The 18402-nt window shown below is 70.1% G+C and carries 26 protein-coding genes and 3 tRNA genes; 9 read left to right on the top strand and 20 right to left on the bottom strand.

The window, feature by feature from the left end; all coding sequences use genetic code 11:
- Nucleotides 1–25: 25 nt before the first annotated feature.
- Nucleotides 26–1321 (bottom strand): hypothetical protein, encoded by a 1296-nt coding sequence (locus tag DIZ27_RS14580; protein WP_109378830.1) that lies wholly within the window; start codon nucleotides 1319–1321, stop codon nucleotides 26–28.
- Nucleotides 1322–1392: 71 nt separating this feature from the next.
- On the opposite strand from DIZ27_RS14580, the gene DIZ27_RS14575 reads away from it, so the two are divergent.
- Genes DIZ27_RS14575 through DIZ27_RS14565 form a run of 3 tightly spaced genes read left to right on the top strand, consistent with a single transcriptional unit; the run spans nucleotide 1393 to nucleotide 2604 of the window.
- Complete coding sequence (locus DIZ27_RS14575) at nucleotides 1393–1614, top strand: hypothetical protein (RefSeq protein WP_109378829.1); 222 nt, start codon at nucleotides 1393–1395, stop codon at nucleotides 1612–1614.
- 15 nt (nucleotides 1615–1629) lie between these two features.
- On the top strand, nucleotides 1630–2076 hold the full coding sequence (locus DIZ27_RS14570) for a type II toxin-antitoxin system prevent-host-death family antitoxin (protein ID WP_109378828.1): 447 nt from the start codon (nucleotides 1630–1632) through the stop codon (nucleotides 2074–2076).
- 42 nt (nucleotides 2077–2118) lie between these two features.
- A complete protein-coding gene (locus tag DIZ27_RS14565; protein WP_109378827.1) occupies nucleotides 2119–2604 on the top strand; it encodes a DUF6042 family protein in 486 nt (161 codons plus the stop codon).
- A 65-nt stretch (nucleotides 2605–2669) separates the two neighbouring features.
- Here DIZ27_RS14565 and DIZ27_RS14560 read toward each other — a convergent pair whose 3' ends face one another.
- From DIZ27_RS14560 to DIZ27_RS14490, 16 genes are all read right to left on the bottom strand, one after another.
- Nucleotides 2670–2894, bottom strand: coding sequence for a hypothetical protein (locus DIZ27_RS14560; protein WP_109378826.1), 225 nt, complete (start codon nucleotides 2892–2894; stop codon nucleotides 2670–2672).
- Entirely contained in the window at nucleotides 2891–3259 is a 369-nt protein-coding gene (locus DIZ27_RS14555) for a helix-turn-helix domain-containing protein (RefSeq protein WP_146228946.1), read from the bottom strand. The genes DIZ27_RS14560 and DIZ27_RS14555 overlap by 4 nt, the downstream gene beginning before the upstream one ends.
- 87 nt (nucleotides 3260–3346) lie before the next feature.
- Nucleotides 3347–3502 carry a hypothetical protein gene (locus DIZ27_RS45705; protein WP_181383523.1) on the bottom strand — a complete coding sequence of 52 codons (156 nt, stop codon included), beginning with the start codon at nucleotides 3500–3502 and terminating at the stop codon, nucleotides 3347–3349.
- On the bottom strand, nucleotides 3499–3783 hold the full coding sequence (locus DIZ27_RS14550) for a hypothetical protein (RefSeq protein WP_109378824.1): 285 nt from the start codon (nucleotides 3781–3783) through the stop codon (nucleotides 3499–3501). Before DIZ27_RS14550 ends, DIZ27_RS45705 begins: the two co-directional genes overlap by 4 nt.
- A complete protein-coding gene (locus tag DIZ27_RS14545) occupies nucleotides 3780–4022 on the bottom strand; it encodes a hypothetical protein (RefSeq protein WP_109378823.1) in 243 nt (80 codons plus the stop codon). The genes DIZ27_RS14550 and DIZ27_RS14545 overlap by 4 nt, the downstream gene beginning before the upstream one ends.
- Nucleotides 4012–4344, bottom strand: coding sequence for a WhiB family transcriptional regulator (locus DIZ27_RS14540; protein WP_109378822.1), 333 nt, complete (start codon nucleotides 4342–4344; stop codon nucleotides 4012–4014). The genes DIZ27_RS14545 and DIZ27_RS14540 overlap by 11 nt, the downstream gene beginning before the upstream one ends.
- The gene (locus tag DIZ27_RS14535; protein WP_109378821.1) at nucleotides 4344–4703 is read right to left on the bottom strand and encodes a hypothetical protein; all 360 of its coding nucleotides are present in this window, start codon (nucleotides 4701–4703) and stop codon (nucleotides 4344–4346) included. The genes DIZ27_RS14540 and DIZ27_RS14535 overlap by 1 nt, the downstream gene beginning before the upstream one ends.
- Nucleotides 4700–4939 carry a hypothetical protein gene (locus DIZ27_RS14530; protein ID WP_146228945.1) on the bottom strand — a complete coding sequence of 80 codons (240 nt, stop codon included), beginning with the start codon at nucleotides 4937–4939 and terminating at the stop codon, nucleotides 4700–4702. Before DIZ27_RS14530 ends, DIZ27_RS14535 begins: the two co-directional genes overlap by 4 nt.
- Nucleotides 4936–5391 (bottom strand): hypothetical protein, encoded by a 456-nt coding sequence (locus DIZ27_RS14525; protein WP_109378819.1) that lies wholly within the window; start codon nucleotides 5389–5391, stop codon nucleotides 4936–4938. The genes DIZ27_RS14530 and DIZ27_RS14525 overlap by 4 nt, the downstream gene beginning before the upstream one ends.
- Nucleotides 5388–5969 carry a Holliday junction endonuclease gene (locus tag DIZ27_RS14520; RefSeq protein WP_109378818.1) on the bottom strand — a complete coding sequence of 194 codons (582 nt, stop codon included), beginning with the start codon at nucleotides 5967–5969 and terminating at the stop codon, nucleotides 5388–5390. The genes DIZ27_RS14525 and DIZ27_RS14520 overlap by 4 nt, the downstream gene beginning before the upstream one ends.
- Nucleotides 5962–6696 carry a hypothetical protein gene (locus DIZ27_RS14515; protein WP_109378817.1) on the bottom strand — a complete coding sequence of 245 codons (735 nt, stop codon included), beginning with the start codon at nucleotides 6694–6696 and terminating at the stop codon, nucleotides 5962–5964. The genes DIZ27_RS14520 and DIZ27_RS14515 overlap by 8 nt, the downstream gene beginning before the upstream one ends.
- On the bottom strand, nucleotides 6693–6914 hold the full coding sequence (locus DIZ27_RS14510; protein ID WP_109378816.1) for a hypothetical protein: 222 nt from the start codon (nucleotides 6912–6914) through the stop codon (nucleotides 6693–6695). Before DIZ27_RS14510 ends, DIZ27_RS14515 begins: the two co-directional genes overlap by 4 nt.
- Entirely contained in the window at nucleotides 6911–7648 is a 738-nt protein-coding gene (locus tag DIZ27_RS14505; RefSeq protein ID WP_309074864.1) for an exonuclease domain-containing protein, read from the bottom strand. The genes DIZ27_RS14510 and DIZ27_RS14505 overlap by 4 nt, the downstream gene beginning before the upstream one ends.
- On the bottom strand, nucleotides 7645–8628 hold the full coding sequence (locus tag DIZ27_RS14500; protein ID WP_109378815.1) for a recombinase RecT: 984 nt from the start codon (nucleotides 8626–8628) through the stop codon (nucleotides 7645–7647). Before DIZ27_RS14500 ends, DIZ27_RS14505 begins: the two co-directional genes overlap by 4 nt.
- A 3-nt stretch (nucleotides 8629–8631) precedes the next feature.
- Nucleotides 8632–9732 carry a YqaJ viral recombinase family protein gene (locus DIZ27_RS14495; RefSeq protein WP_109378814.1) on the bottom strand — a complete coding sequence of 367 codons (1101 nt, stop codon included), beginning with the start codon at nucleotides 9730–9732 and terminating at the stop codon, nucleotides 8632–8634.
- Between the two features lie 190 nt (nucleotides 9733–9922).
- On the bottom strand, nucleotides 9923–10246 hold the full coding sequence (locus tag DIZ27_RS14490) for a helix-turn-helix domain-containing protein (RefSeq protein WP_258308366.1): 324 nt from the start codon (nucleotides 10244–10246) through the stop codon (nucleotides 9923–9925).
- Between the two features lie 349 nt (nucleotides 10247–10595).
- Here DIZ27_RS14490 and DIZ27_RS48740 point away from each other — a divergent pair, with 349 nt between their 5' ends.
- Together DIZ27_RS48740 and DIZ27_RS14480 are read left to right on the top strand one after the other, a co-directional pair.
- A complete protein-coding gene (locus DIZ27_RS48740) occupies nucleotides 10596–10868 on the top strand; it encodes a hypothetical protein (protein WP_375231971.1) in 273 nt (90 codons plus the stop codon).
- Between the two features lie 91 nt (nucleotides 10869–10959).
- Complete coding sequence (locus DIZ27_RS14480; RefSeq protein WP_146228944.1) at nucleotides 10960–11922, top strand: hypothetical protein; 963 nt, start codon at nucleotides 10960–10962, stop codon at nucleotides 11920–11922.
- A gap of 187 nt (nucleotides 11923–12109) precedes the next feature.
- Here DIZ27_RS14480 and DIZ27_RS14475 read toward each other — a convergent pair.
- The 3 genes from DIZ27_RS14475 to DIZ27_RS14465 form a co-directional block, all read right to left on the bottom strand.
- Nucleotides 12110–12186, bottom strand: a tRNA-Ile gene (locus DIZ27_RS14475).
- Between the two features lie 210 nt (nucleotides 12187–12396).
- Nucleotides 12397–12469: transfer RNA gene (locus tag DIZ27_RS14470), tRNA-Asn, on the bottom strand.
- Between the two features lie 5 nt (nucleotides 12470–12474).
- Nucleotides 12475–12547, bottom strand: a tRNA-Asn gene (locus DIZ27_RS14465).
- 179 nt (nucleotides 12548–12726) lie between these two features.
- On the opposite strand from DIZ27_RS14465, the gene DIZ27_RS14460 reads away from it, so the two are divergent.
- From DIZ27_RS14460 to DIZ27_RS14445, 4 genes are all read left to right on the top strand, one after another.
- Nucleotides 12727–13032: a hypothetical protein gene (locus DIZ27_RS14460; RefSeq protein ID WP_109378999.1), complete on the top strand. Its 306-nt coding sequence runs from the start codon at nucleotides 12727–12729 to the stop codon at nucleotides 13030–13032.
- 61 nt (nucleotides 13033–13093) lie between these two features.
- On the top strand, nucleotides 13094–14548 hold the full coding sequence (locus tag DIZ27_RS14455; RefSeq protein ID WP_109378810.1) for an FGGY-family carbohydrate kinase: 1455 nt from the start codon (nucleotides 13094–13096) through the stop codon (nucleotides 14546–14548).
- 154 nt (nucleotides 14549–14702) lie between these two features.
- Entirely contained in the window at nucleotides 14703–16436 is a 1734-nt protein-coding gene (locus DIZ27_RS14450; protein WP_109378809.1) for an ABC transporter ATP-binding protein, read from the top strand.
- The gene (locus tag DIZ27_RS14445) at nucleotides 16436–18379 is read left to right on the top strand and encodes an ABC transporter ATP-binding protein (RefSeq protein WP_109378808.1); all 1944 of its coding nucleotides are present in this window, start codon (nucleotides 16436–16438) and stop codon (nucleotides 18377–18379) included. The genes DIZ27_RS14450 and DIZ27_RS14445 overlap by 1 nt, the downstream gene beginning before the upstream one ends.
- Nucleotides 18380–18402: the final 23 nt, after the last annotated feature.

The following is an 18402-nucleotide window of genomic DNA, read 5'->3' as shown; positions in this document are numbered from 1 at the left end:
GCCGCCTGGCGGGTTTCTTGCCTGGTCAGCGAGCTGCGAGGCGCTGGGCCTCCTCGTACTCGGCGGCCAGGCAGTCGGGGCACAGTCCGGCCGGGGCGGGCGCAGGGGCGGCGGGGAACGAGACGGGGCACAGCGTGTTTTCGCAGTCCCGGGCCACTAGGCGGCCTCGAGGAGCCGGGGTCGGGACTGCGGGACCGGAGGGCACCGGCGCCAGGAACGCGCCCTGCACGGGCTCCTGGACGGCCGGACGGCGGTCCTCCCGCTCCCGCTCGCAGCTCCGGCACTCTTCGCTCGTGTCGAGGTCCATGCCGTCGTCACACCGCGGGCTCGTGCAGTTCCCAGGGCCGACCAGCCGCACCAGCGCCCCCACCGGGGTGTGAACGCCCTCGCCCTCGCCGGACTCGATGTCCCGCTCGATCCCCCACTCCAGGTACCGGCGACGCACCCGGGAGACGACCTGCCGCGCGGTCAAGCCTCGAGCAAGCTCCTGGCGGATGGCGTCCTCGATGGAAGCCGGGATCGGCCGGTCCTGCTCGAACATCTCGCTCAGCCGCCGGGGCAGTCCCCGGATCACCTCACCGACAGCCGCGGCGAGAACTCGATCGGGCTGCTCGTCTCGTTGCGCGGCGGAGCCGCCACCACGCGCGCCCCCACTACCGGTAGTGGCCTGACGGCCGTCACCACGAGAGTTCTTGGGGTAGTTACTTGGGAACCCTTGGGATGTAGGGGGTGCATCCCCCTTTCCTTCGGGGGTGCATCCCCCTTTCTCGGAAAGGGGTGCATCCCCCTTTCCGTCGGGGAGAGGGGAAGGGGGTGCATCCCCCTTTCCTGGCTCGTCCCAGACCCTCGGCGCCCGCCGCTTCGGCTCCGGCCTCGACGCCTTCAGCACCTCGACCGCAGCAGCCCAGTCCGGCGTGTCAGTGACGACCGCCGCGTAAACGGGAGTCGTCCCGCGCTTACGCTCACCCGACACGGACACGACCCCGGCCGCTATCGCGGCGCTGATGTACCGGCGCGCGTCCTTCACGTCGACGCACGCAGCGCGGGCGATCTCCTTGAGCGTGATGATCCGGCCGTCCCAGAACACCATCCGGCCCGCCTCGTTCGCCCCGGCCCCAAAGGCGTGCAGCACCTTCACGAAGCCCTCGCGCAGCGGCCGGGGCAACTCGTCCGACCACCGCCAGAACAGACGGTTACGGAACGCGTGGATCCCGTGCGGCTGCTTCGCTGCCTGGTCCTCCGTGCTCACGTCGTGGCGCTCCTCGTGGGGGTCGTACGGGTGGGGGTCGGTCCTACGGGCCGTGATCTTGCGTAGCTCCATGCAACCGCGATTTTTAAACTTTGGCAACTTTGATCAATTTGGCTAACATGGCCATGTCTTACACTCTTTGCATGACCGCGAAGCCCAAGACCGAGTCGAAGATCCACACCGCCCCCGACGGCGTCCAAGAGGTCGCACTCTCCGACTCCCGGCCGCTGCTGTCCCGCCTGATCAGGGATGCGCTCGGGGGCAAGGTGAGCGCCCTGACGGAACGTGGGGAACGCCGGATCATGCTCGTCACGCCCGAGTGGTACGACGAGGCCGTCAAGGCGATGAGTGAGCGGTCTGCCTGACCGAGGAGCGCCCCTGTGCCCCGAGACCTCGACGACCGTCCGACAGCCCTGTACCGGCTCCGCGACGACGCCAGCCGCCTGCTCTACGTCGGCATCACGACCGATCCGGAGGAGCGCTTTCGCCAGCACGCGAGCCTGTCCCCGTGGTGGAGCCTGGTGACGGACCGGTCCATCGAATGGCACACGACACGCCCGTCCGCTGAGGAGGCCGAAGGGATCGCCATCCGCGACGAGGCGCCGCTCTACAACCGGGCAGGCTCCGGCGGGCCGGACGCCGTCGCAGCGGACTTCCCCGTCGGCGAGGAGGTGTCGATCTCCCAGCTCCGCGCCCGCCTGGCGGACGTCGTGCACGCGAGCGCCGTGGGTGGGCAGATCACATTCATCACGAAGAACGGCCGGCCGTTCGTCGCCTTCGTACCGGTCGACGTGGCCGAGGCACACGAGGCCAAACAGACCGCCTGACACGGCGCCAGACCGTCCCACCCCGCGAGGAGACAGAGCCCCATGACGACGAACCCTGACGAGGCGCAGCCGCCCGCCCGGCTGACCGAGTGGACCCCCGAGGCATCCGACCGGATGGCGCGTCAGCACATGGCCGGCGGCTGGACGCGGGCGCTGTCGGCGGCCGGGGTGCTGATCCTCGGCGCGGTCGCGAGCCGGGGCCGCGCGGTGACCCGGGCCGAGCTCGGCGGGGTGCTGCCCGTGGAGCCGGTCGACGGGGACCGATGGGCGGCGCCGTGCTGGTTCGACCTCGACGAGGACGCCGCTCGCGTCGCCACGCTGGACCGGTACGCCGCGGCGTACAAGCTGGGCCCGGTGCGCACGTGTGCGGACCTCCTCGACCTCTTCGCGGCGGCCGGGGTGCTGTGGGTCGACGGCGACAAGATCGGCCCTGTGGCGCCCGTGCCGGGCGTCGACGAGGTGTTCACGGTCGACGACGCCGAGCGTGCCGAGATCGCCCGTCTGCGGGTCACGTCGGTACGCCGGTAGGTCGCAGGCGGGGAAGTACGGAGGGCGGTCGCGTGCCGCCCTCCTTTCGTATGTCCGGGCCCGGGTCACACGTCCCCCCGGAGCCACGTCAGCAGGTCCTCGTCCGTCCCGTGGTCGACGGCCTGGTCCCAGTCGATGAACCCGCCGCGCTCCTCGGCGAGGGTGGCGTCCGAGTAGCACGACGTGCACAGGTTCCGTACGAGCCCGTCGCGCTTCGACTTGTGCGGGGACAGGTGCCGGCGCATACGGCACAGCTGGCAGCGGCCCAGCGGCGGCAGCGGGGCGGTCACCGGCTTGCCTCCACGGCTGCCGTCCTGGACCGGCCGTCGCCGTCGCGCAGCACGGCCCCGCCGAGGACGATCAGGTCACGCGTGTACCGGTAGCCGTAGCCGACCTCGGCGGCGACGGCCCGGATGCTCAGGTCCCGCCGGTATAGGCGCGCGCAGTCGTCGGCGAGCGCGAGCGTCGTCTCGCTCCTGGCCGGCTCGCGGAAGGTGACCCGGGCCTCGATCAGCAACGTCCGTATGCCCGTGTAGGAGTAGCCCGTCCGGGCTTGTATGGCGCGGATGCTGAGCTGCTCGTCCTCGTAGAGACGAGCGAAGTCGGCGGCGAGCGAGGCGCGTTCCTCGCCCTTGGGGAGCCTGCGCACAGACACCTCTCGGAAAGTGCTGGCCGCCGGGGCCGCAGTACAGCAGCGGCCCCGGCGGAAAAGAGGGGGGAAGGTCGGGGCGGGGCAGCGGCCTTACAGGTCGCCGGCGTATTCGCCGAACCAGACCAGGACGGCGACGATGATCGCGACGATCCACCACCAGGCGGCGACGGGCGGGATCGCGGCCGTGACGGCACCGGCGACGATGGCGCAGGCCAGGCCGAGCATGAACCGGCGGAACACAGTCACCACGCCTCCCGCTGCTCGTCGCAGTCGATGTCGTCGGCGTACCGCTTGACCGGCTTGCGGCTGCGGCTGCCCTTGTCGAACCGTGGCCTCGGCTTCGTGCCTGGACCCGGCTTGTCGAGCCGGGGCTTCGACTTCCCGCCGCCGCCCTTGCCGGCGGGCGCGGCAACGAACTCGACGGCGAGCGGCTGATCCTCGCAGTCGTCGTTGCCGGTGCCGCAACCGGTGACTATCAGCGCGCCGGCGACGACGAGGGCCGCCGCGACCGCGTTGGTTCTCTTCACGTGTCCGCTCCTGTTCCAACTTGGTATGCGCGTGCCGTCTGCGCGCGCTGCTGCGCGTCCTCGGCTTCGGCGCACGTCTTGTCCGCCGGTCGTCCTTCGTCGTCGCGGAGATGCGTCGGCTGGCCGCAGTACCGGCACGGCCGCGTCTTCTCCGACCAGTGCGACCGGTTCGTCCAGTCGAGGAGCAGCACCAGTACGTCCTCAGGTAGCTCCGGCTGTTGCCGGATCTCAGGTGGCATCGGGGTTCGTCTTCCGTTTTTTGGCGCGCCGGAGCCTGCGCCGCTGCATGCTGCGGCGCAGGCTCCGGCGTTCGTCTTCGTCCAGGCCGCCCCACACGCCGGTCCACTCCGGCACGGCGAGCGCGTGTGCCAGGCACTCCGCGACGACCGGGCAGCGCTGGCAGAACTCCTTTGCCTGCGCGGCGATCAGCGGCGCCTCGCGGCGGAAGTCCTTCGGGAAGAACACCGCCGGATCCGCGCCCTCGGCGGCGCACGCTGCCGACTCGGACCACTCCGCGGGCCGCTCGAGGGTGTCGGGTGCGTGACGGCTTGGACGGGACATCAGCTGTCCATCTCTTCTGTGCGCGACCGCGGGTCGATGTCGGCGCGCGGCAGCACGGCGAGCGCGAGCGTCTCCGGGTCGTCAGCGACCGGCGCGGCCGGGGGCGGGGCGGGGGCCGGCTCGTCACCGGCCCCCGCCCCGTCCGTCTCGTCGACGGGCTGGTCCTCGCCGAGGATCCGCGACCACGGCGACGCCGGACGCGGGCGACGCCGGCGGCCCGTCCCCGGGCCCGTCATGCGGAGCCAGACGCCCACGATGACCCCGGCCAGGACGAGCGGCCCCCACCACCAGAACAGCGACCACACCAGCCGGAGGACGGCGCCGAGCAGTGCCGCGAGTACCTGAAGGGCCTCGATCACGCGTCGTCCCCTCCCTGCTCGGGGACCCCGTCACCGTTCTCACGCCACCGGGTGACCGTCTTCTCGGTGACACCGAGCACCCGGCCGACACCTCGCGCCGACCCACCGAAGTGCCGGGCGACGTACACCTTCTCCTCACGCGAAAGCTCCGCATGCGGAAGCGTCCCCTCAACCACCCGTCGGAGCTTGACGAGGTCGAACCGGCCGTCAGTCGTCGCGTAGGGCTGCACAGTCACCGGGCACCCTCCGGGGCCCTGCGCCGGGCACGGATGACACGGTCCTCGAGGTGCCAGCCGGCGACGCAGTACTCGGCCTTGCACTTCACCGAGTGCGACACCTTGCCCTCCGGCTCGCGGCCGTAGTGCATCCGGAACACCGCCCGGTACGCCGTCTGTGCCCGGCCCCGCCACGACAGCACGGGCGTACCGTTCGGGTGCCGGTTGCCGGTCCACACGGCGTGACCGCCGGACACCGGCTTCACCCGCCGTCTGACGGCCTCTTCCCACGACTTCTCGGGCACGCGGCGGCCCCGCTGGTACGTCTCCAGCCCGAGCTGCTGCCGCACCTCGTTGACGCGCCCCCACGGCACGCCGAGCGCCTGCGCAACGGACAGGTTCGACACCTCCGAAGAGGTCAGATGCCTGACTATCTGCTCGTTCGTGACCTCGGTACTCGTCGCCGTCCTCATCGCTTCACCTCCGGCCAAGAGACCTTCTTCAGTGCATCGCGCTGCGCCTTCGGCAGCGAGACGGGAGGGTGACCGAGCCGGTCGAGCCCGGCGCACCAGAGCCAGAACGCGTCACACTGGTTGTCGTCGGGGAACTCGCGTCCGGCGCGCTTGAGCGCGGCGATCGCCATCGGCACTTTGTCGCCGCTGCCCTTGCCGGTCGCGTACGTCTTGAGCGTCGCCGGGGTGACGAGCGCGTACGGGACACCGGCTTTCATCAGCAGCCGTCGGACGATCGCGTGAACCATGGCGATCGGCTTCGCCGCAAAACTGTTCTTGGGGATGTCCTCGAGGACGGCGAGCGTCGGCACCGGACCGAGGCCCAAGTGCTCGCCGCCGATCGCGATCTCGGCGGCTTCCTCAATCGTCAGCAGCCGCCGGTCGCCGTCCTTGTCGCGGGTCTTGATCGTCGCTGTCGAGCCGTCCCGGTAGCAGATGCCGGGCGCCTTGAGCGACAGGTCGAAGGCGACGACGGACAGGCCGGAGACGGCCGGCGCGCTCGGCGCCGGCGTCTCCTCGAAGAGTGTCGGTTCACTCACCGGAACCTGCCTCGACGGTTGCCGGGGCGGTGGACATCCAGTCGGCGGGCAGCGGCGGCGCGAGCTGGATCCGCGTCAGGACAATGTCGTCGGCGTCCGCAGCGTGGCAGTTGGCCTTTGCTTCGAGGAACCGGCTCGGCAGCTCCTCGGGCGTCAGGCCGGTCGTGTTCGTGAGCTGGTCCAGGAGCACGGTCACCGACTGCTCGATGTGCCAGCCGACGACGACCACCCGCGCGGTACGCATCTTCGTATCGACCGCCTCGACCTCAACCGGCGTCGTGAAACGCTTCTCGGTCCGCGCCGCGATGTAGCGGCGGCCGAAGCCGGTGATCTGGTAGGCGGGTTCGGCACCGGACACGTAGCCACGGGCGCGCAGCGTCCGCAGGAAGCCGCCCGGGTCGGTGAACGACTCGCTCACCGACAGCGCGCGGAGGATCTCCTCAGCCTCGACGGGCATCGGCGCCTCGGTCGCGTGCTTGGTGATCCGGAGCATCTCGACGCGCCAGGCGTGCGTGCCGCGGGTCTTCGCCGACGAGCACGGGCAGCCGGCGACGGCCACGGTGAACTCCGGCCTCGTGTGCGCCATGCACTCGCCGATGTCGTGCTGTCCGCGCTCGCACAGCGCGGCGGTGCAGCACACGCAGTTCGGGCACGGCTGCCGCACCGGCGGAAGCGCCTCGGCGATCGTTGCCTCAATGGACTGGGGGGGTTCGAGGGTCTGTGTCATCGCGTCCGTCCATGGGTTTCGTGGCCGCAGTCCCAGCAGCGGCGCGAGCCGTCCTCACGCATGGCGTGCGCGGTCGGCCGCTGCTGGCGCGGGCAGAAGGCGAAGTCGGCAAGCTCGGCGTCTGCCAGGGCGGCGAGTGCCGCCGACTCGGGGGCCGGTGCGCGACCGGCGAGGCAGAGCAGGTTCCGCACGGCGGCGAGCAGCAGTCGGGTGATCACTGCTCGACCGCCGTACGCGAGGCGGGAATCAGGGGCCAGTGCACGCGCACCCCAGGCGCGAGGTGCTCCTTACCGGGCGTCGTCGCGAAGTGCTCGCGCAGGCCCTCGAGCTGGGTGAGCGCCCACCGGATTTGCGCGGCGTGCAAGTCGGGCAGCCTCCGCCTTGCCAGCCACCGGAACCGGTTCGCCATCTTCCAGACGACGGCACACGCCGCTTTCGCGTCCTGCTCGGGCGTGTGCGCCGCGTCCAGGTCGACGACGTAGTGACGGCACAGGTCCTCGAGCGTCCGGCCGCCCCGCCGCCACTTGTCGACCTTCAGGTCGAGGACGCGCGGGTCGATGATGTACGGGTCACAGCGCGCGAAGAGCGACTCGAGGCCGTAGCGCGCCGCTTCACGGTCCAGGACCGACAAGTCGAAGGGCGCGTTCATGATGACGAGCGGCCAGCCGCTCGCCACCCCTTCGGCGAGCGCGGTGAGGATCTCCTCGACGACGTCCCCGGCCGGGCGGCCCGCGCTGCGGGCCGCCTCACTCGTCCAGCCGTGCACGGCCGTCGCTGCCAGCGGGATCTCTGCCCCGCCGAGGTCCGACACCCACGTATGGGTGTCGGTGTCACGGCCGCCGCCGTAGCGGACTACGGCGGCAGACACGATCCGGGCCGTCTCGACGTCCGTGCCGGTCGTCTCCAGGTCGACGCCGACGAGCGGGCGCCGATGCCAGGACAACTGACTCACGACCGGCCCACCTTCCGTCGGTCACGGTTACGGCGCCGCGGCTTGGCACGGCCGCGACCGGCGCTCGCCTTGCGGGGCAGGGGCCGCGCCGTGGTGTCCTGCGACGCCTCGGCCGCCGCCGCGGCATGCCGGGCCTCAGCCTCCAGCCCGGCCGTCTCAGGGTCGACGGCGGCGAGGATCTGCGGCCGGCCGTCCTCGGCCGCCTGCTCGACAACATCGAGGGCTCGGAGCTCGGCCGACGTCGGCACCAGCTTGAACAACTTCCGGATCGCCGTCTTCAGCCACATCGCAGCAAAGTGCGTGTGCCAGAACGAATCCTGCGCGCCGCTCTCCTCGGCCCGCTGGTAGGCGCGGCTGTGCTCGTCCCGCGTCTCCTCAGCGTCGGCAAGCGTGACGATCGCGACCGCCGAACGAACGCCGCCCTCGAGCCACGCGAACGCGTACGCGAACAGCGGCTTCCCCCGCTCGCTCTCCGAGGCAAGAACCTTCGGCCGGTGCGTGAAATCGAGGGGCGCCGGGGCGGTCGGCTCGTAGTTCCACTCGTCGTTCTCGTAGACCATCTCGACGACGACCGACCGCACCAGCCCCGACCGGTACATCAGGTCGATGTAGCCGTGATAGGTCGCGATGAAAGTCGCGATCCTGTCGTCAGCGGTGATGACCGCCTGCCGACCGTCGGGGATCAGACCGAACCGGGCGCAGGTGATGACGGCCTGCAGAACGCTCGCCGGGGTGCAGCCGCGCAGCTTCGGCAGCACCGGGCGCAGCGCGGCGAAGAACAGCGGGGCACTGATGTGCTTCGGCAGAGCCGCGGCGACGTCGCCCTCGTAGCGGCGCAGCCACTCGGCGACAACGTCCACCGCGGCGTCCTCGACGACGGCCGCAGGCTCGTCGACGGCGTCGGCCTGGCCGTGCCCGGGGCTCGCCGTCGTCGACGACGCGGCAGCCTTCACACGGTCTTTCAGGGTGGCAAGGGCCATCGGTCACAGCTCCTTCGAGGGGACGCGGAGAATTCGCGCGCGGAACTTCGTGTAGAGGTCGGGGCGTTCGGCCTTGAGCCGGTCGACGTCGAGGACCTCGACGGTCTTCACGAACTGGGCGGCGACGTCGGGGTGCTTCTCGCGGAACCGCTTCTCGGCGAAGGTGCCGTTCTGCTTGTTCGACCACGCCACCTTGTTGCCGACCTGCACGACCTCGGCGGCCTCGTTGATCAGCCGCATCTCGTTCTCGACGGTGGTCCGCTCGTCCTCGAGGGCCTTGATCTGCTCGACCAGGGACGCCCGCCGCTTACGCAGCTTGCGCGCCTTGTCGAGGGGCACGTCGACGACTTCCCCCGCCTTGACCTCCCACAGCCGACCGAGGAGCTGCTTAGTCGCCTCCAGCCCGTCCGCCGACGGCGGGAACCCCTCGACGATGTGCCGCTGATACCAGCGGCCGCACACGTCGATGAGCGTCTCGATCAGCTCGTCGTCACGCTCGATCCGGTGGAACTTGAGCGTGTTGCCGCCGACGAGCGCGACGGCCCAGCCGTACGGCCAGCCGCCCACGGCCATGTTCCAGTGGACTTGCAGCGCGGGAGCGTCGGGAACACCGTCCTCCCAGTCGTCGAGCTGGTAGGCGCTGCGGTTCTTCAGCTCGACCGGTGCGACGACGGCGCCGGTCTCCGGGTCGAGCGCGTACCGGTCGACGTTGGACCGCATCCACGGACGCTCGATGTTGGCGAGCATGCCCGGCGTCTGCACCGCCGGAATGCCGGTGCGCTTCGTGAACAGGTACGCGATGAAGTCCTCGATGTCGTGACCGATCTCGGCGTACTCACTCAGCGCGGCACTGCTCTCGATGGGCCGGCCGTGCTTGACCTCGAAGATGTGCCTCGGGCCCCTGTACTTGTCGAGTCCGAGGATCGCGGCGACGTCGGACCCGCCGACACCGTCGCGGCGCACGGTCTCCCACTGGCGCCGGTAGTCGGGATCGTCGAGGTCGCCGGCGGGGAGTATCAGGCGCGCGGCGGGCGCACCGTGCGCGTGGTCCGGCGCCGTGACTGCGGCGGGGGTCCACGGTTGTTCGGTAGCCTGGATGGACAACGTTCCTCTTCTCAGATGGTTCGTTCGGGGGGACTCGGGGCCGCCGGGCTCAGCACAGCTCGGTGGCCCCGGCGCCGTTACGAGACGGCGCGGCTCCGTTTCCTGGCGGGTGTGATCGATGCGAGCGGCGTGAGCGCCGCAGGGCGGGCTCGGGCCCGTCGAGCAGCTCGGGCACGACGCTGCAAAGCGCCTAGATCAGCGCGAGTTCGCAGTCACAGACCCGTCGCTCCTCCGGGTCCGGCTGCTCGGTCGACGGCTTCAGCGCGACGACGCCGGGCCGCTTCGCCTCGAGCACGACCTTCGGGCAGTTCAGCGCTCCGGCGATCCTGCGCAGCTTCTCCGGCGTCGCATTGCGGCGGCCGGCCTCTATGTCACACATGAGCTGCTCGGAGAACCCGCACTTCTCGGCGAGAGCCCGCTTCGTGAGCCCCGCCTGTTCGCGGGCGTAGGTCACGGCCTTGGGGTCGTGGTTCATGGGGGCGCCTCTGCGGCGCCGCACAGGAAGTTCGCTCATGATTCAAAACTAGCGCGTAGTAGCGCGTAGGGCAACTACTGCGCGCGCAGTAGAACCTTGTGCGCACTTACGCGCCTAAGAACATGCGTTACGCCACACTGCGCACCCCAGTAGCGCAGTAACGCGTAGTTGTGCGAACCTTGCTTCCATGACTGCGAGTGATTTTTCAGAGCCGCCTGCAGAGGCCGTGCTCATCAAGGAGGCCCTCCGACGAGCACGGCTATCCGGTCGCGAAGCCGCGCGGAGGGCCGGGATAAGCGACGCCCGTTGGCGTCAGATCGTCGCCGGCCATCAAGTCGTGAGTGGCGTCCGCGCCCCCGTCAGGGCCCCGGACGACACCCTCGCGCGCATGGCCCACGCCGTCGGCGTCACACCGGACGAACTGCGCCGGACCGGCCGCACAGAGGCAGCGGACATGCTCGCCGCACTCGAGGCCCCGCCGGCCTCCCCGAGCGTGTCGAGCGACTTCACCAGCGACCCCCACATCGACGCGATCGCCTCACTCCTGGCGACCCTCCCGCCCGAGGCGCAGGAAGAGGTGCTGCGCCGCGTCCGCCTCACAGAGGCGGCCAAGCCGCGAGAGGAGCACACCGACAACCAGTTCCGACGCCGCGCCGTATGAAGATCACAAGATCATTACGCCCATGCATGGCCCACACAAGAGTTAACAAGCTGTCACATAATGCTCACACCACATTATTAGGGGGCATACAGTGACAGACGTTCTCCTTGCTGGTGTCCTCGGCGCGGCAGTCTTCGCGCTCATCCAGATGCGTAAAACGCTCAGGAAGAACCGCAAAGAGCTGACCCAGCTCCGCGCCGAGGTCACAGCCCAGAAAATCGCCGCGCTTCAGCAGCGGCCCCACCCGCTTCCCGAACCGGTCGAAGAGCCCCCCGAGCCCGCCCGCCGTAAACGGCACCTCGCGCTCTACATAGGCGGCGGCGTCGCCGCAGTCCTCACCTCGCTCGGCGAGCGCCTGCGCTCCACATCCAAACGCCGCCGCACCATCGTTGCTGTCGGCACCGTCGGAGTCGTCGCCGCGGCCACCACCGCCGCCGCCTTCTACCTCGCGCCCAGCACCGGCACCCCACAGGCCGGCGCCCCGCCGGCAGGCACCCCGCCGGCAGGCACCGCACCCGACACCTCCAGCTCCAGCTCCGGCTCCGGCATCGAGCGCGACAGCATCACCAGCCAGGACTCCGCCGTCTCGGCACATAACCCCAGCAGTAACGTTTTTGCGGGCGAACAGTCGAACGATGCCCAGGACGGACACGAGGGCGCGCGCCACAAGGACGAGCAGCCCAGCGACGGCCGCAGCGGCAGCGAAACCCCAGAGTCCAGCGCTGCGCCGAAGCCCGGCAAGACCAAGCCGACCGACGACCAGGACGGCGAGACCAAGCCGACCGACAACCAGGACGACGCACCGAACACTCAACCATCCGCCACGCCCAAGCAGCCGTCCCAGCCTCAGCCGTCAACACCGGCTCCCGACAAGTCGCCCGCACCGAAGCCGACGCCGTCCGCGCCGGCGCCGCCCCCGAGCACGCCGAAGCCAGCACCGAGCACACCGGCCCCGACCCCGACTCCGCCCGCACCGACACAGCCGGCCCCGCCGACGTCCGGCGGCTGCACCATCCATATCGGCCTGCCGCCGCTGCTCGACCTGTGCATCTGATCCAGCCATAAATACGTGAGCGGGCTCCGCCGATTGGCGGAGCCCGCTCACGTTTTGCGCCGTCTCACGCTCGTGCACTTCGGGCGAGCATGGGGCGAGCAGATGATCTCTCGCGTGTCTTCACGTCGATCACTCGACGGAGATGGCAGAGTTTGCGCAGGTCAGACTCTCTCCGCGTAACCCTGCTTGGTGGGGCGGGTGGGACTCGAACCCACGGCCGACGGATTATGAGTCCGTTGCTCTAACCGGCTGAGCTACCGCCCCATAGCGGCGTGTCGCGCACAGGTGTGCGTGCCGTCTGCCGCAGCATAGCCGCTCATACGATCTCCTGCCTCAATGATCGACTGGGCACGGCCTTCGTGACCATGAGGACTGCTTCCAGTCCCGCACGGTTCCCCCCGGGCAGCGAACAGGCATGAAGCAAGCATGAAACAACCATGAAAAAGGACCCCTGAGGGGTCCTCGTTCAACGTGCTCCCCCGACTGGACTCGAACCAGTAACCTGCCGGTTAACAGCCGGCTGCTCTGCCAATTGAGCTACGGAGGACCGAGCTCCCCCGACTGGACTCGAACCAGTAACCTGCCGGTTAACAGCCGGCTGCTCTGCCAATTGAGCTACGGAGGAATGCCTCGTGCATCGAACGTACCTCCCCGGGTATCCGCCAGGGGGCGCGCGCTCGCTGCGACACATACATTAGCGCAAGCAGGGGGGTGCTTTGCCAATCGGTACTCCCCGGCGTCGTCGCCGCGCCGAAGACCTGTGCTGTCCGGCACACAGTCCTACACGAGGGAAGGGTGGCCGCCATGCGTTACCGGCTCACGTTCGTCGCCGGAGTCGTCCTGGGTTACGTGCTGGGCACGAGGGCCGGGCGCGAACGCTACGAGCAGTTGAAGAAGTCCGCGCGGCAGTTCGCGCAGAACCCCGCCGTGCGCAACACCGCGGAGACCGCGGCGCAGCAGGGCCGCGACATCGCGGGCAAGGCGTACCACGTGGTGAGCGACAAGGTCGGGGACCGGATGCCCGACTCGGTGGCGCAGCGGGTACGCGCCCTGCGCGAGCGCACCGCGCAGGGCGCCGGCGAGGACGACTGGGGCACCAGCAACACCTAGGGCCCGCGGTGCGACACGGGTCCTGAGTCGTGATGTCGCCGGGTACGGCAGAATTTCGGCCATGGGGATAGTCGCCGGGTTGGACAGTGCGCCCGATTTCACTCGTATCGTCGTCTGTGACGCGGACACCGGAACCGTGCTCAAACAGGGGTACGCGCCACATCCGGTGGAGAACCCCCAGGGCACGGGCCGTCCGTCCGACGTCGACCCGCAGGCCTGGCTGTACTCGCTGGGCGAGGCGGCGGGCGGCGGGCTGCTGGAGGGCGTGCAGGCCATCGGGGTCTCCGCACAGGCGAACGCGCTGGTGCCGCTGGACGCCCAGGGCAACACCGTGCGGCCCGCCATGGTCGGCGCCGACAAGCGGACCCAGGTCGCCGCGGCCGATCTGATCGACGCGCTCGGCGGCCGGGAGGCGTGGGCGCAGGCGGTGGGGTGTGTGCCGCAGGCCGCGCACCCGGTGACCAAGCTGCGCTGGCTGGCCCGTACCGAGCCCGAGAACGCGGCGCGCACCGCCGTGCTGCTGCAGGCGCACGACTGGCTGGTGTGGCAGCTCCTCGGCCGTCCGGTGCGCCGGACCACCGACCGGGGCGGGGCCTCCGGCACCGGCTACTGGGCGGCGGCGACCGGCGGTTACCGGCCCGACCTCGTGGAGCTGGCGCTCGGGCACCAGACCATGCTGCCGGAGGTGATCGGCCCGGCCGACGCCGCCGGCGCGACACCGGAGGGGCTGCTGATCTCGGCCGGCACCGGGGAGACGATGGCGGCGGCGTTCGGGCTCGGGATCGGGCTGGGCGACGCGGTCGTCTCGCTGGGCGCCTCCGGGTCCGTCATGGCCGTCCACCCCGAGGCCCTCTACGACCCCAACGGCATGATCACCGCGCTGGCGGACGCCACCGGGATGCATCTGCCGGTCGTCACCACGCTGAACGCCGTACGGACCCTGCGCGGGACGGCGGAGCTGCTCGGGCTGCCCGATCTGGAGAGCCTGTCCGACCTGGCGATGAAGTCGACACCGGGTTCGCACGGGCTGGTGCTGCTGCCCTACCTGGAGGGTGAGCGGACGCCGAACCTGCCGCACACCGCCGGGACCCTGGTGGGGCTGCGGCGGGAGTCGATGAAGCCGGAGCACCTGGCGCGGGCCGCGTTCGAGGGCATGCTGTGCGGGCTCGCGGACGCGCTGGACGTCCTGCGCGGCCGGGGCGTGGAGGTCCGGCGGGTGTTCCTGCTGGGGCAGGCCGCGGAACTGCCCGCGGTACAGGCGGCGGCGCCCGCGCTGTTCGGGGCGCAGGTGGTGGTGCCGCAGCCCGCGGACTACGCGGCGATCGGCTCCGCCCGGCAGGCGGCCTGGGCGCTCGGGGTGTCCCAGGGAACCCTCGACCCGCGTACGCCGCCGCTCTGGCAGGGTGCGGCGGCGCAGGTGCTGGAGCCCGGCGAGGACCTGGCGGTGGGCCAGGCGGTGCGCCAGCAGTTCGTGTCGGTGCGCGAGCAGACCCACCCGGGGGCGTTCCGGACCTGAACACGAGCCGTAGGTCCGCGTCATGAGCGTCATGAGGTTCGCGTCATGAGCGCTCGTGGCGGATTAAATTCACTTGAGGTAACGCCGGTGGGGTGTCCGACGATAGGGGCCAGGGGCAACCGATCGCTCCCGCCGACCAGCCGAGAGATTCAGCGTGCTCATACGACTTCTACGGACCTACCTCAGGCCGTACAAGAGACCCATCGTCCTCCTGGTGCTGCTGCAGTTCCTGCAGACCTGCGCCACGCTCTACCTGCCCACCCTCAACGCCGACATCATCGACGACGGTGTCGTCAAGGGGGACACCGGTTACATCCTGTCCGCCGGCGCCCTGATGATCGGCATCTCGCTGACGCAGGTCGTCTGCAACATCGGTGCCGTGTACTACGGCGCCCGGACCGCCGCGGCCCTGGGACGGGACGTGCGGGGGGCCGTGTTCGACCGGGTGCAGTCGTTCTCCGCGCGTGAGCTCGGTCACTTCGGCGCGCCCTCGCTGATCACCCGCACGACGAACGACGTCCAGCAGGTGCAGATGCTGGTGCTGATGTCGTTCACCCTGATGGTGTCGGCACCGATCATGTGTGTGGGCGGCATCGTGATGGCGCTCGGTCTGGACGTGCCGCTGTCCGGGGTGCTGGTGGCGGTGGTGCCGGTGCTGGGGATCTGCGTGACGCTGATCGTCCGGCGGCTGCGTCCGCTGTTCCGGGCCATGCAGGAGCGGCTCGACACGGTGAACCGGGTGCTGCGCGAGCAGATCACCGGCAACCGGGTGATCCGGGCGTTCGTCCGGGACGCGTACGAGCAGCGGCGGTTCGAGAAGGCCAACGCCGAGCTGACCGAGGTGTCGCTGGGCGCCGGCAATCTGCTGGCGCTGATGTTCCCCGTGGTGATGACGGTGGTGAACCTGTCGTCGATCGCGGTGGTGTGGTTCGGTGCGCACCGGATCGACAGCGGCGGGATGCAGATCGGTGATCTGACCGCGTTCCTCGCCTATCTGATGCAGATCGTCATGTCGGTGATGATGGCCACCTTCATGTTCATGATGGTGCCGCGGGCCGAGGTGTGCGCGGAGCGCATCCAGGAGGTGCTGGACACCTCCTCGAGTGTGGTGCCACCCACCGAGCCCGTCACCGAGCTGCGCCGGCACGGTCATCTGGAGATCCGGGGCGGCGGCTTCTCCTATCCGGGGGCCGAGGAGCCGGTGCTGAAGTCGGTCGACCTGGTGGCCCGTCCCGGTGAGGTCACCGCCGTCATCGGTTCGACCGGCAGCGGCAAGTCCACCCTGCTCGGGCTGGTCCCCCGGCTGTTCGACGCGACCGAGGGCGAGGTGCTGGTGAACGGCGTGCCCGTCACGGACCTCGACCCGGCGCTGCTGGCGAGGACGGTGGGGATGGTGCCGCAGAAGCCGTACCTGTTCGCGGGGACGGTGGCGACCAACCTGCGGTACGGCGATCCGGACGCCACCGACGCGGAGCTGTGGCACGCGCTGGAGGTGGCACAGGCCAAGGAGTTCGTCGAGCGGCTGGAGGGCGGGCTCGACGCGCCGATCGCGCAGGGCGGGACCAATGTGTCCGGTGGTCAGCGCCAGCGCCTGGCGATCGCGCGGACGCTGGTGCGGCGCCCGGAGATCTACCTCTTCGACGACTCCTTCTCCGCGCTCGACTACGCCACCGACGCGGCCCTGCGCGCGGCGCTGGCCGAGGAGACCGCCGAGGCGACGGTGGTGATCGTCGCCCAGCGGGTGGCGACCATCCGGGACGCCGACCGGATCGTGGTCCTGGACGAGGGCCGGATCGTCGGCACCGGCCGGCATCACGAACTGATGGCGGACAACGAGACCTACCGGGAGATCGTGCTCTCCCAGCTGACGGAAGCGGAGGCCGCCTGATGGCGGGAGCAGCGCGGATGATGGCCGGGGGCGGCCCCGACCAGCAGTCGCTGAACTTCAAGGAGTCGGGCAGACGGCTCGTCGCCCGGTTCAAGCCGGAACGCCTGACCCTCTGTGTGCTGCTGGCCTGCACGGTGCTGAGCGTGGGCCTCAGCGTGGTCGGGCCGAAGATCCTCGGCCGGGCCACCGACCTGGTCTTCGAGGGCGTCGTCGGACGGGACATGCCGTCCGGGGCCACCAAGGAGCAGGTGCTCGACGCGATGCGGGCGCGCGGTGAGGGCGATGTCGCCGACATGCTCCGCGGCACCGACTTCACCCCGGGCCACGGCATCGACTTCACCGCCGTGGGCGGTGTCCTCGGGCTCGCGCTGGCGGTGTTCGGGGTCGCCGGTCTCCTGATGGCGGTGGCGACGCGGCTGGTGAACGGGGCCGTGAACCGCACCATGTACCGGATGCGCGAGGACGTGCAGGCGAAGCTGTCGCGGCTGCCGCTGTCGTACTTCGACAAGCGGCAGCGCGGTGAGGTGCTGAGCCGGGCGACCAACGACATCGACAACCTCGGGCAGACGCTCCAGCAGACGATGGGCCAGCTGATCAACTCGCTGCTGACCATCGTCGGTGTGCTGGCGATGATGTTCTACGTCTCCTGGATCCTCGCGCTGGTCGCGCTGGTCACCGTGCCGCTGTCGTTCGTGGTCGCCACCCGCGTGGGCAAGCGGTCGCAGCCGCACTTCGTGCAGCAGTGGCGTACGACCGGAACGCTCAACGCGCACATCGAGGAGATGTACACCGGGCACACCCTGGTGAAGGTGTTCGGGCGGCAGGAGGAGTCGGCGAAGCAGTTCGCCGAGGAGAACGACGCGCTGTACGAGGCCGGTTTCAAGGCGCAGTTCAACAGCGGCATCATGCAGCCGCTGATGCTCTTCGTGTCGAACCTCAACTACGTGCTGGTGGCGGTCGTCGGCGGGCTGCGGGTCGCGTCGGGTTCGCTGTCCATCGGTGACGTGCAGGCGTTCATCCAGTACTCGCGGCAGTTCTCGATGCCGCTGACGCAGGTCGCCTCGATGGCAAACCTGGTGCAGTCGGGTGTCGCGTCGGCCGAGCGGGTCTTCGAACTCCTGGACGCCGAGGAGCAGTCGGCCGACGTCTCGCCGTCCGAGAGGCCGGCCGAGCCGCGCGGGCGGGTGGCGCTGGAGCACGTGGCGTTCCGCTACGACCCCGAGAAACCGCTGATCGAGGACCTGTCGCTGACGGTCGAGCCGGGGCACACGGTGGCCATCGTCGGCCCGACCGGCGCCGGCAAGACGACGCTGGTCAACCTGCTGATGCGGTTCTACGAGGTGTCCGGCGGGCGCATCACGCTCGACGGCGTCGACATAGCGCGCATGTCCCGGGACGAGCTGCGCGCCGGGATCGGCATGGTGCTCCAGGACACCTGGCTGTTCGGCGGCACCATCGCGGAGAACATCGCCTACGGGGCCACGCGCGAGGTCACCCGCGGCGAGATCGAGGAGGCGGCGCGGGCGGCCCACGCCGACCGGTTCGTCCGTACCCTGCCCGACGGGTACGACACGGTAGTCGCCGACGAAGGTGCCGAGGGCGCCGAGGGCAGTGGGATCAGCGCGGGGGAGAAGCAGCTCATCACCATCGCGCGGGCGTTCCTGTCCGATCCGGTGATCCTGGTGCTGGACGAGGCGACGAGTTCCGTGGACACCCGTACCGAGGTGCTGATCCAGAAGGCGATGGCCAAACTGGCGCACGGGCGTACGTCGTTCGTCATCGCGCACCGGCTCTCCACGATCCGGGACGCGGACACGATCCTCGTCATGGAGAACGGCGCGATCGTGGAGCAGGGCTCGCATCAGGAGTTGCTGGCCGCGGACGGGGCGTACGCTCGGCTGTACAAGGCCCAGTTCGCGCAGGCGGTCGCGGAGGTGGACTGACTTTCCTCGCCCCCGCCGCCCCG

The sequence above is a fragment of the Streptomyces sp. NWU339 genome, assembly GCF_003143855.1.
Lineage (GTDB): Bacteria > Actinomycetota > Actinomycetes > Streptomycetales > Streptomycetaceae > Streptomyces.
This window is presented reverse-complemented; position numbering and strand designations above follow the sequence as displayed.

Excerpts from the sequence above, each read along its gene's own strand:
- DIZ27_RS14565 (WP_109378827.1), top strand. The coding sequence starts at position 2,119 with ATGACGACGAACCCTGACGAGGCGCAGCCGCCCGCCCGGCTGACCGAG.
- DIZ27_RS14545 (WP_109378823.1), bottom strand. The coding sequence starts at position 4,022 with ATGCCACCTGAGATCCGGCAACAGCCGGAGCTACCTGAGGACGTACTG.
- DIZ27_RS14580 (WP_109378830.1), bottom strand. The coding sequence starts at position 1,321 with ATGGAGCTACGCAAGATCACGGCCCGTAGGACCGACCCCCACCCGTAC.
- DIZ27_RS14515 (WP_109378817.1), bottom strand. The coding sequence starts at position 6,696 with ATGACACAGACCCTCGAACCCCCCCAGTCCATTGAGGCAACGATCGCC.
- DIZ27_RS14455 (WP_109378810.1), top strand. The coding sequence starts at position 13,094 with ATGGGGATAGTCGCCGGGTTGGACAGTGCGCCCGATTTCACTCGTATC.
- DIZ27_RS14460 (WP_109378999.1), top strand. The coding sequence starts at position 12,727 with ATGCGTTACCGGCTCACGTTCGTCGCCGGAGTCGTCCTGGGTTACGTG.
- DIZ27_RS14445 (WP_109378808.1), top strand. The coding sequence starts at position 16,436 with ATGGCGGGAGCAGCGCGGATGATGGCCGGGGGCGGCCCCGACCAGCAG.
- DIZ27_RS14500 (WP_109378815.1), bottom strand. The coding sequence starts at position 8,628 with ATGGCCCTTGCCACCCTGAAAGACCGTGTGAAGGCTGCCGCGTCGTCG.
- DIZ27_RS14490 (WP_258308366.1), bottom strand. The coding sequence starts at position 10,246 with ATGAGCGAACTTCCTGTGCGGCGCCGCAGAGGCGCCCCCATGAACCAC.
- DIZ27_RS14540 (WP_109378822.1), bottom strand. The coding sequence starts at position 4,344 with ATGTCCCGTCCAAGCCGTCACGCACCCGACACCCTCGAGCGGCCCGCG.
- DIZ27_RS14525 (WP_109378819.1), bottom strand. The coding sequence starts at position 5,391 with ATGAGGACGGCGACGAGTACCGAGGTCACGAACGAGCAGATAGTCAGG.
- DIZ27_RS48740 (WP_375231971.1), top strand. The coding sequence starts at position 10,596 with ATGGCCCACGCCGTCGGCGTCACACCGGACGAACTGCGCCGGACCGGC.
- DIZ27_RS14575 (WP_109378829.1), top strand. The coding sequence starts at position 1,393 with ATGACCGCGAAGCCCAAGACCGAGTCGAAGATCCACACCGCCCCCGAC.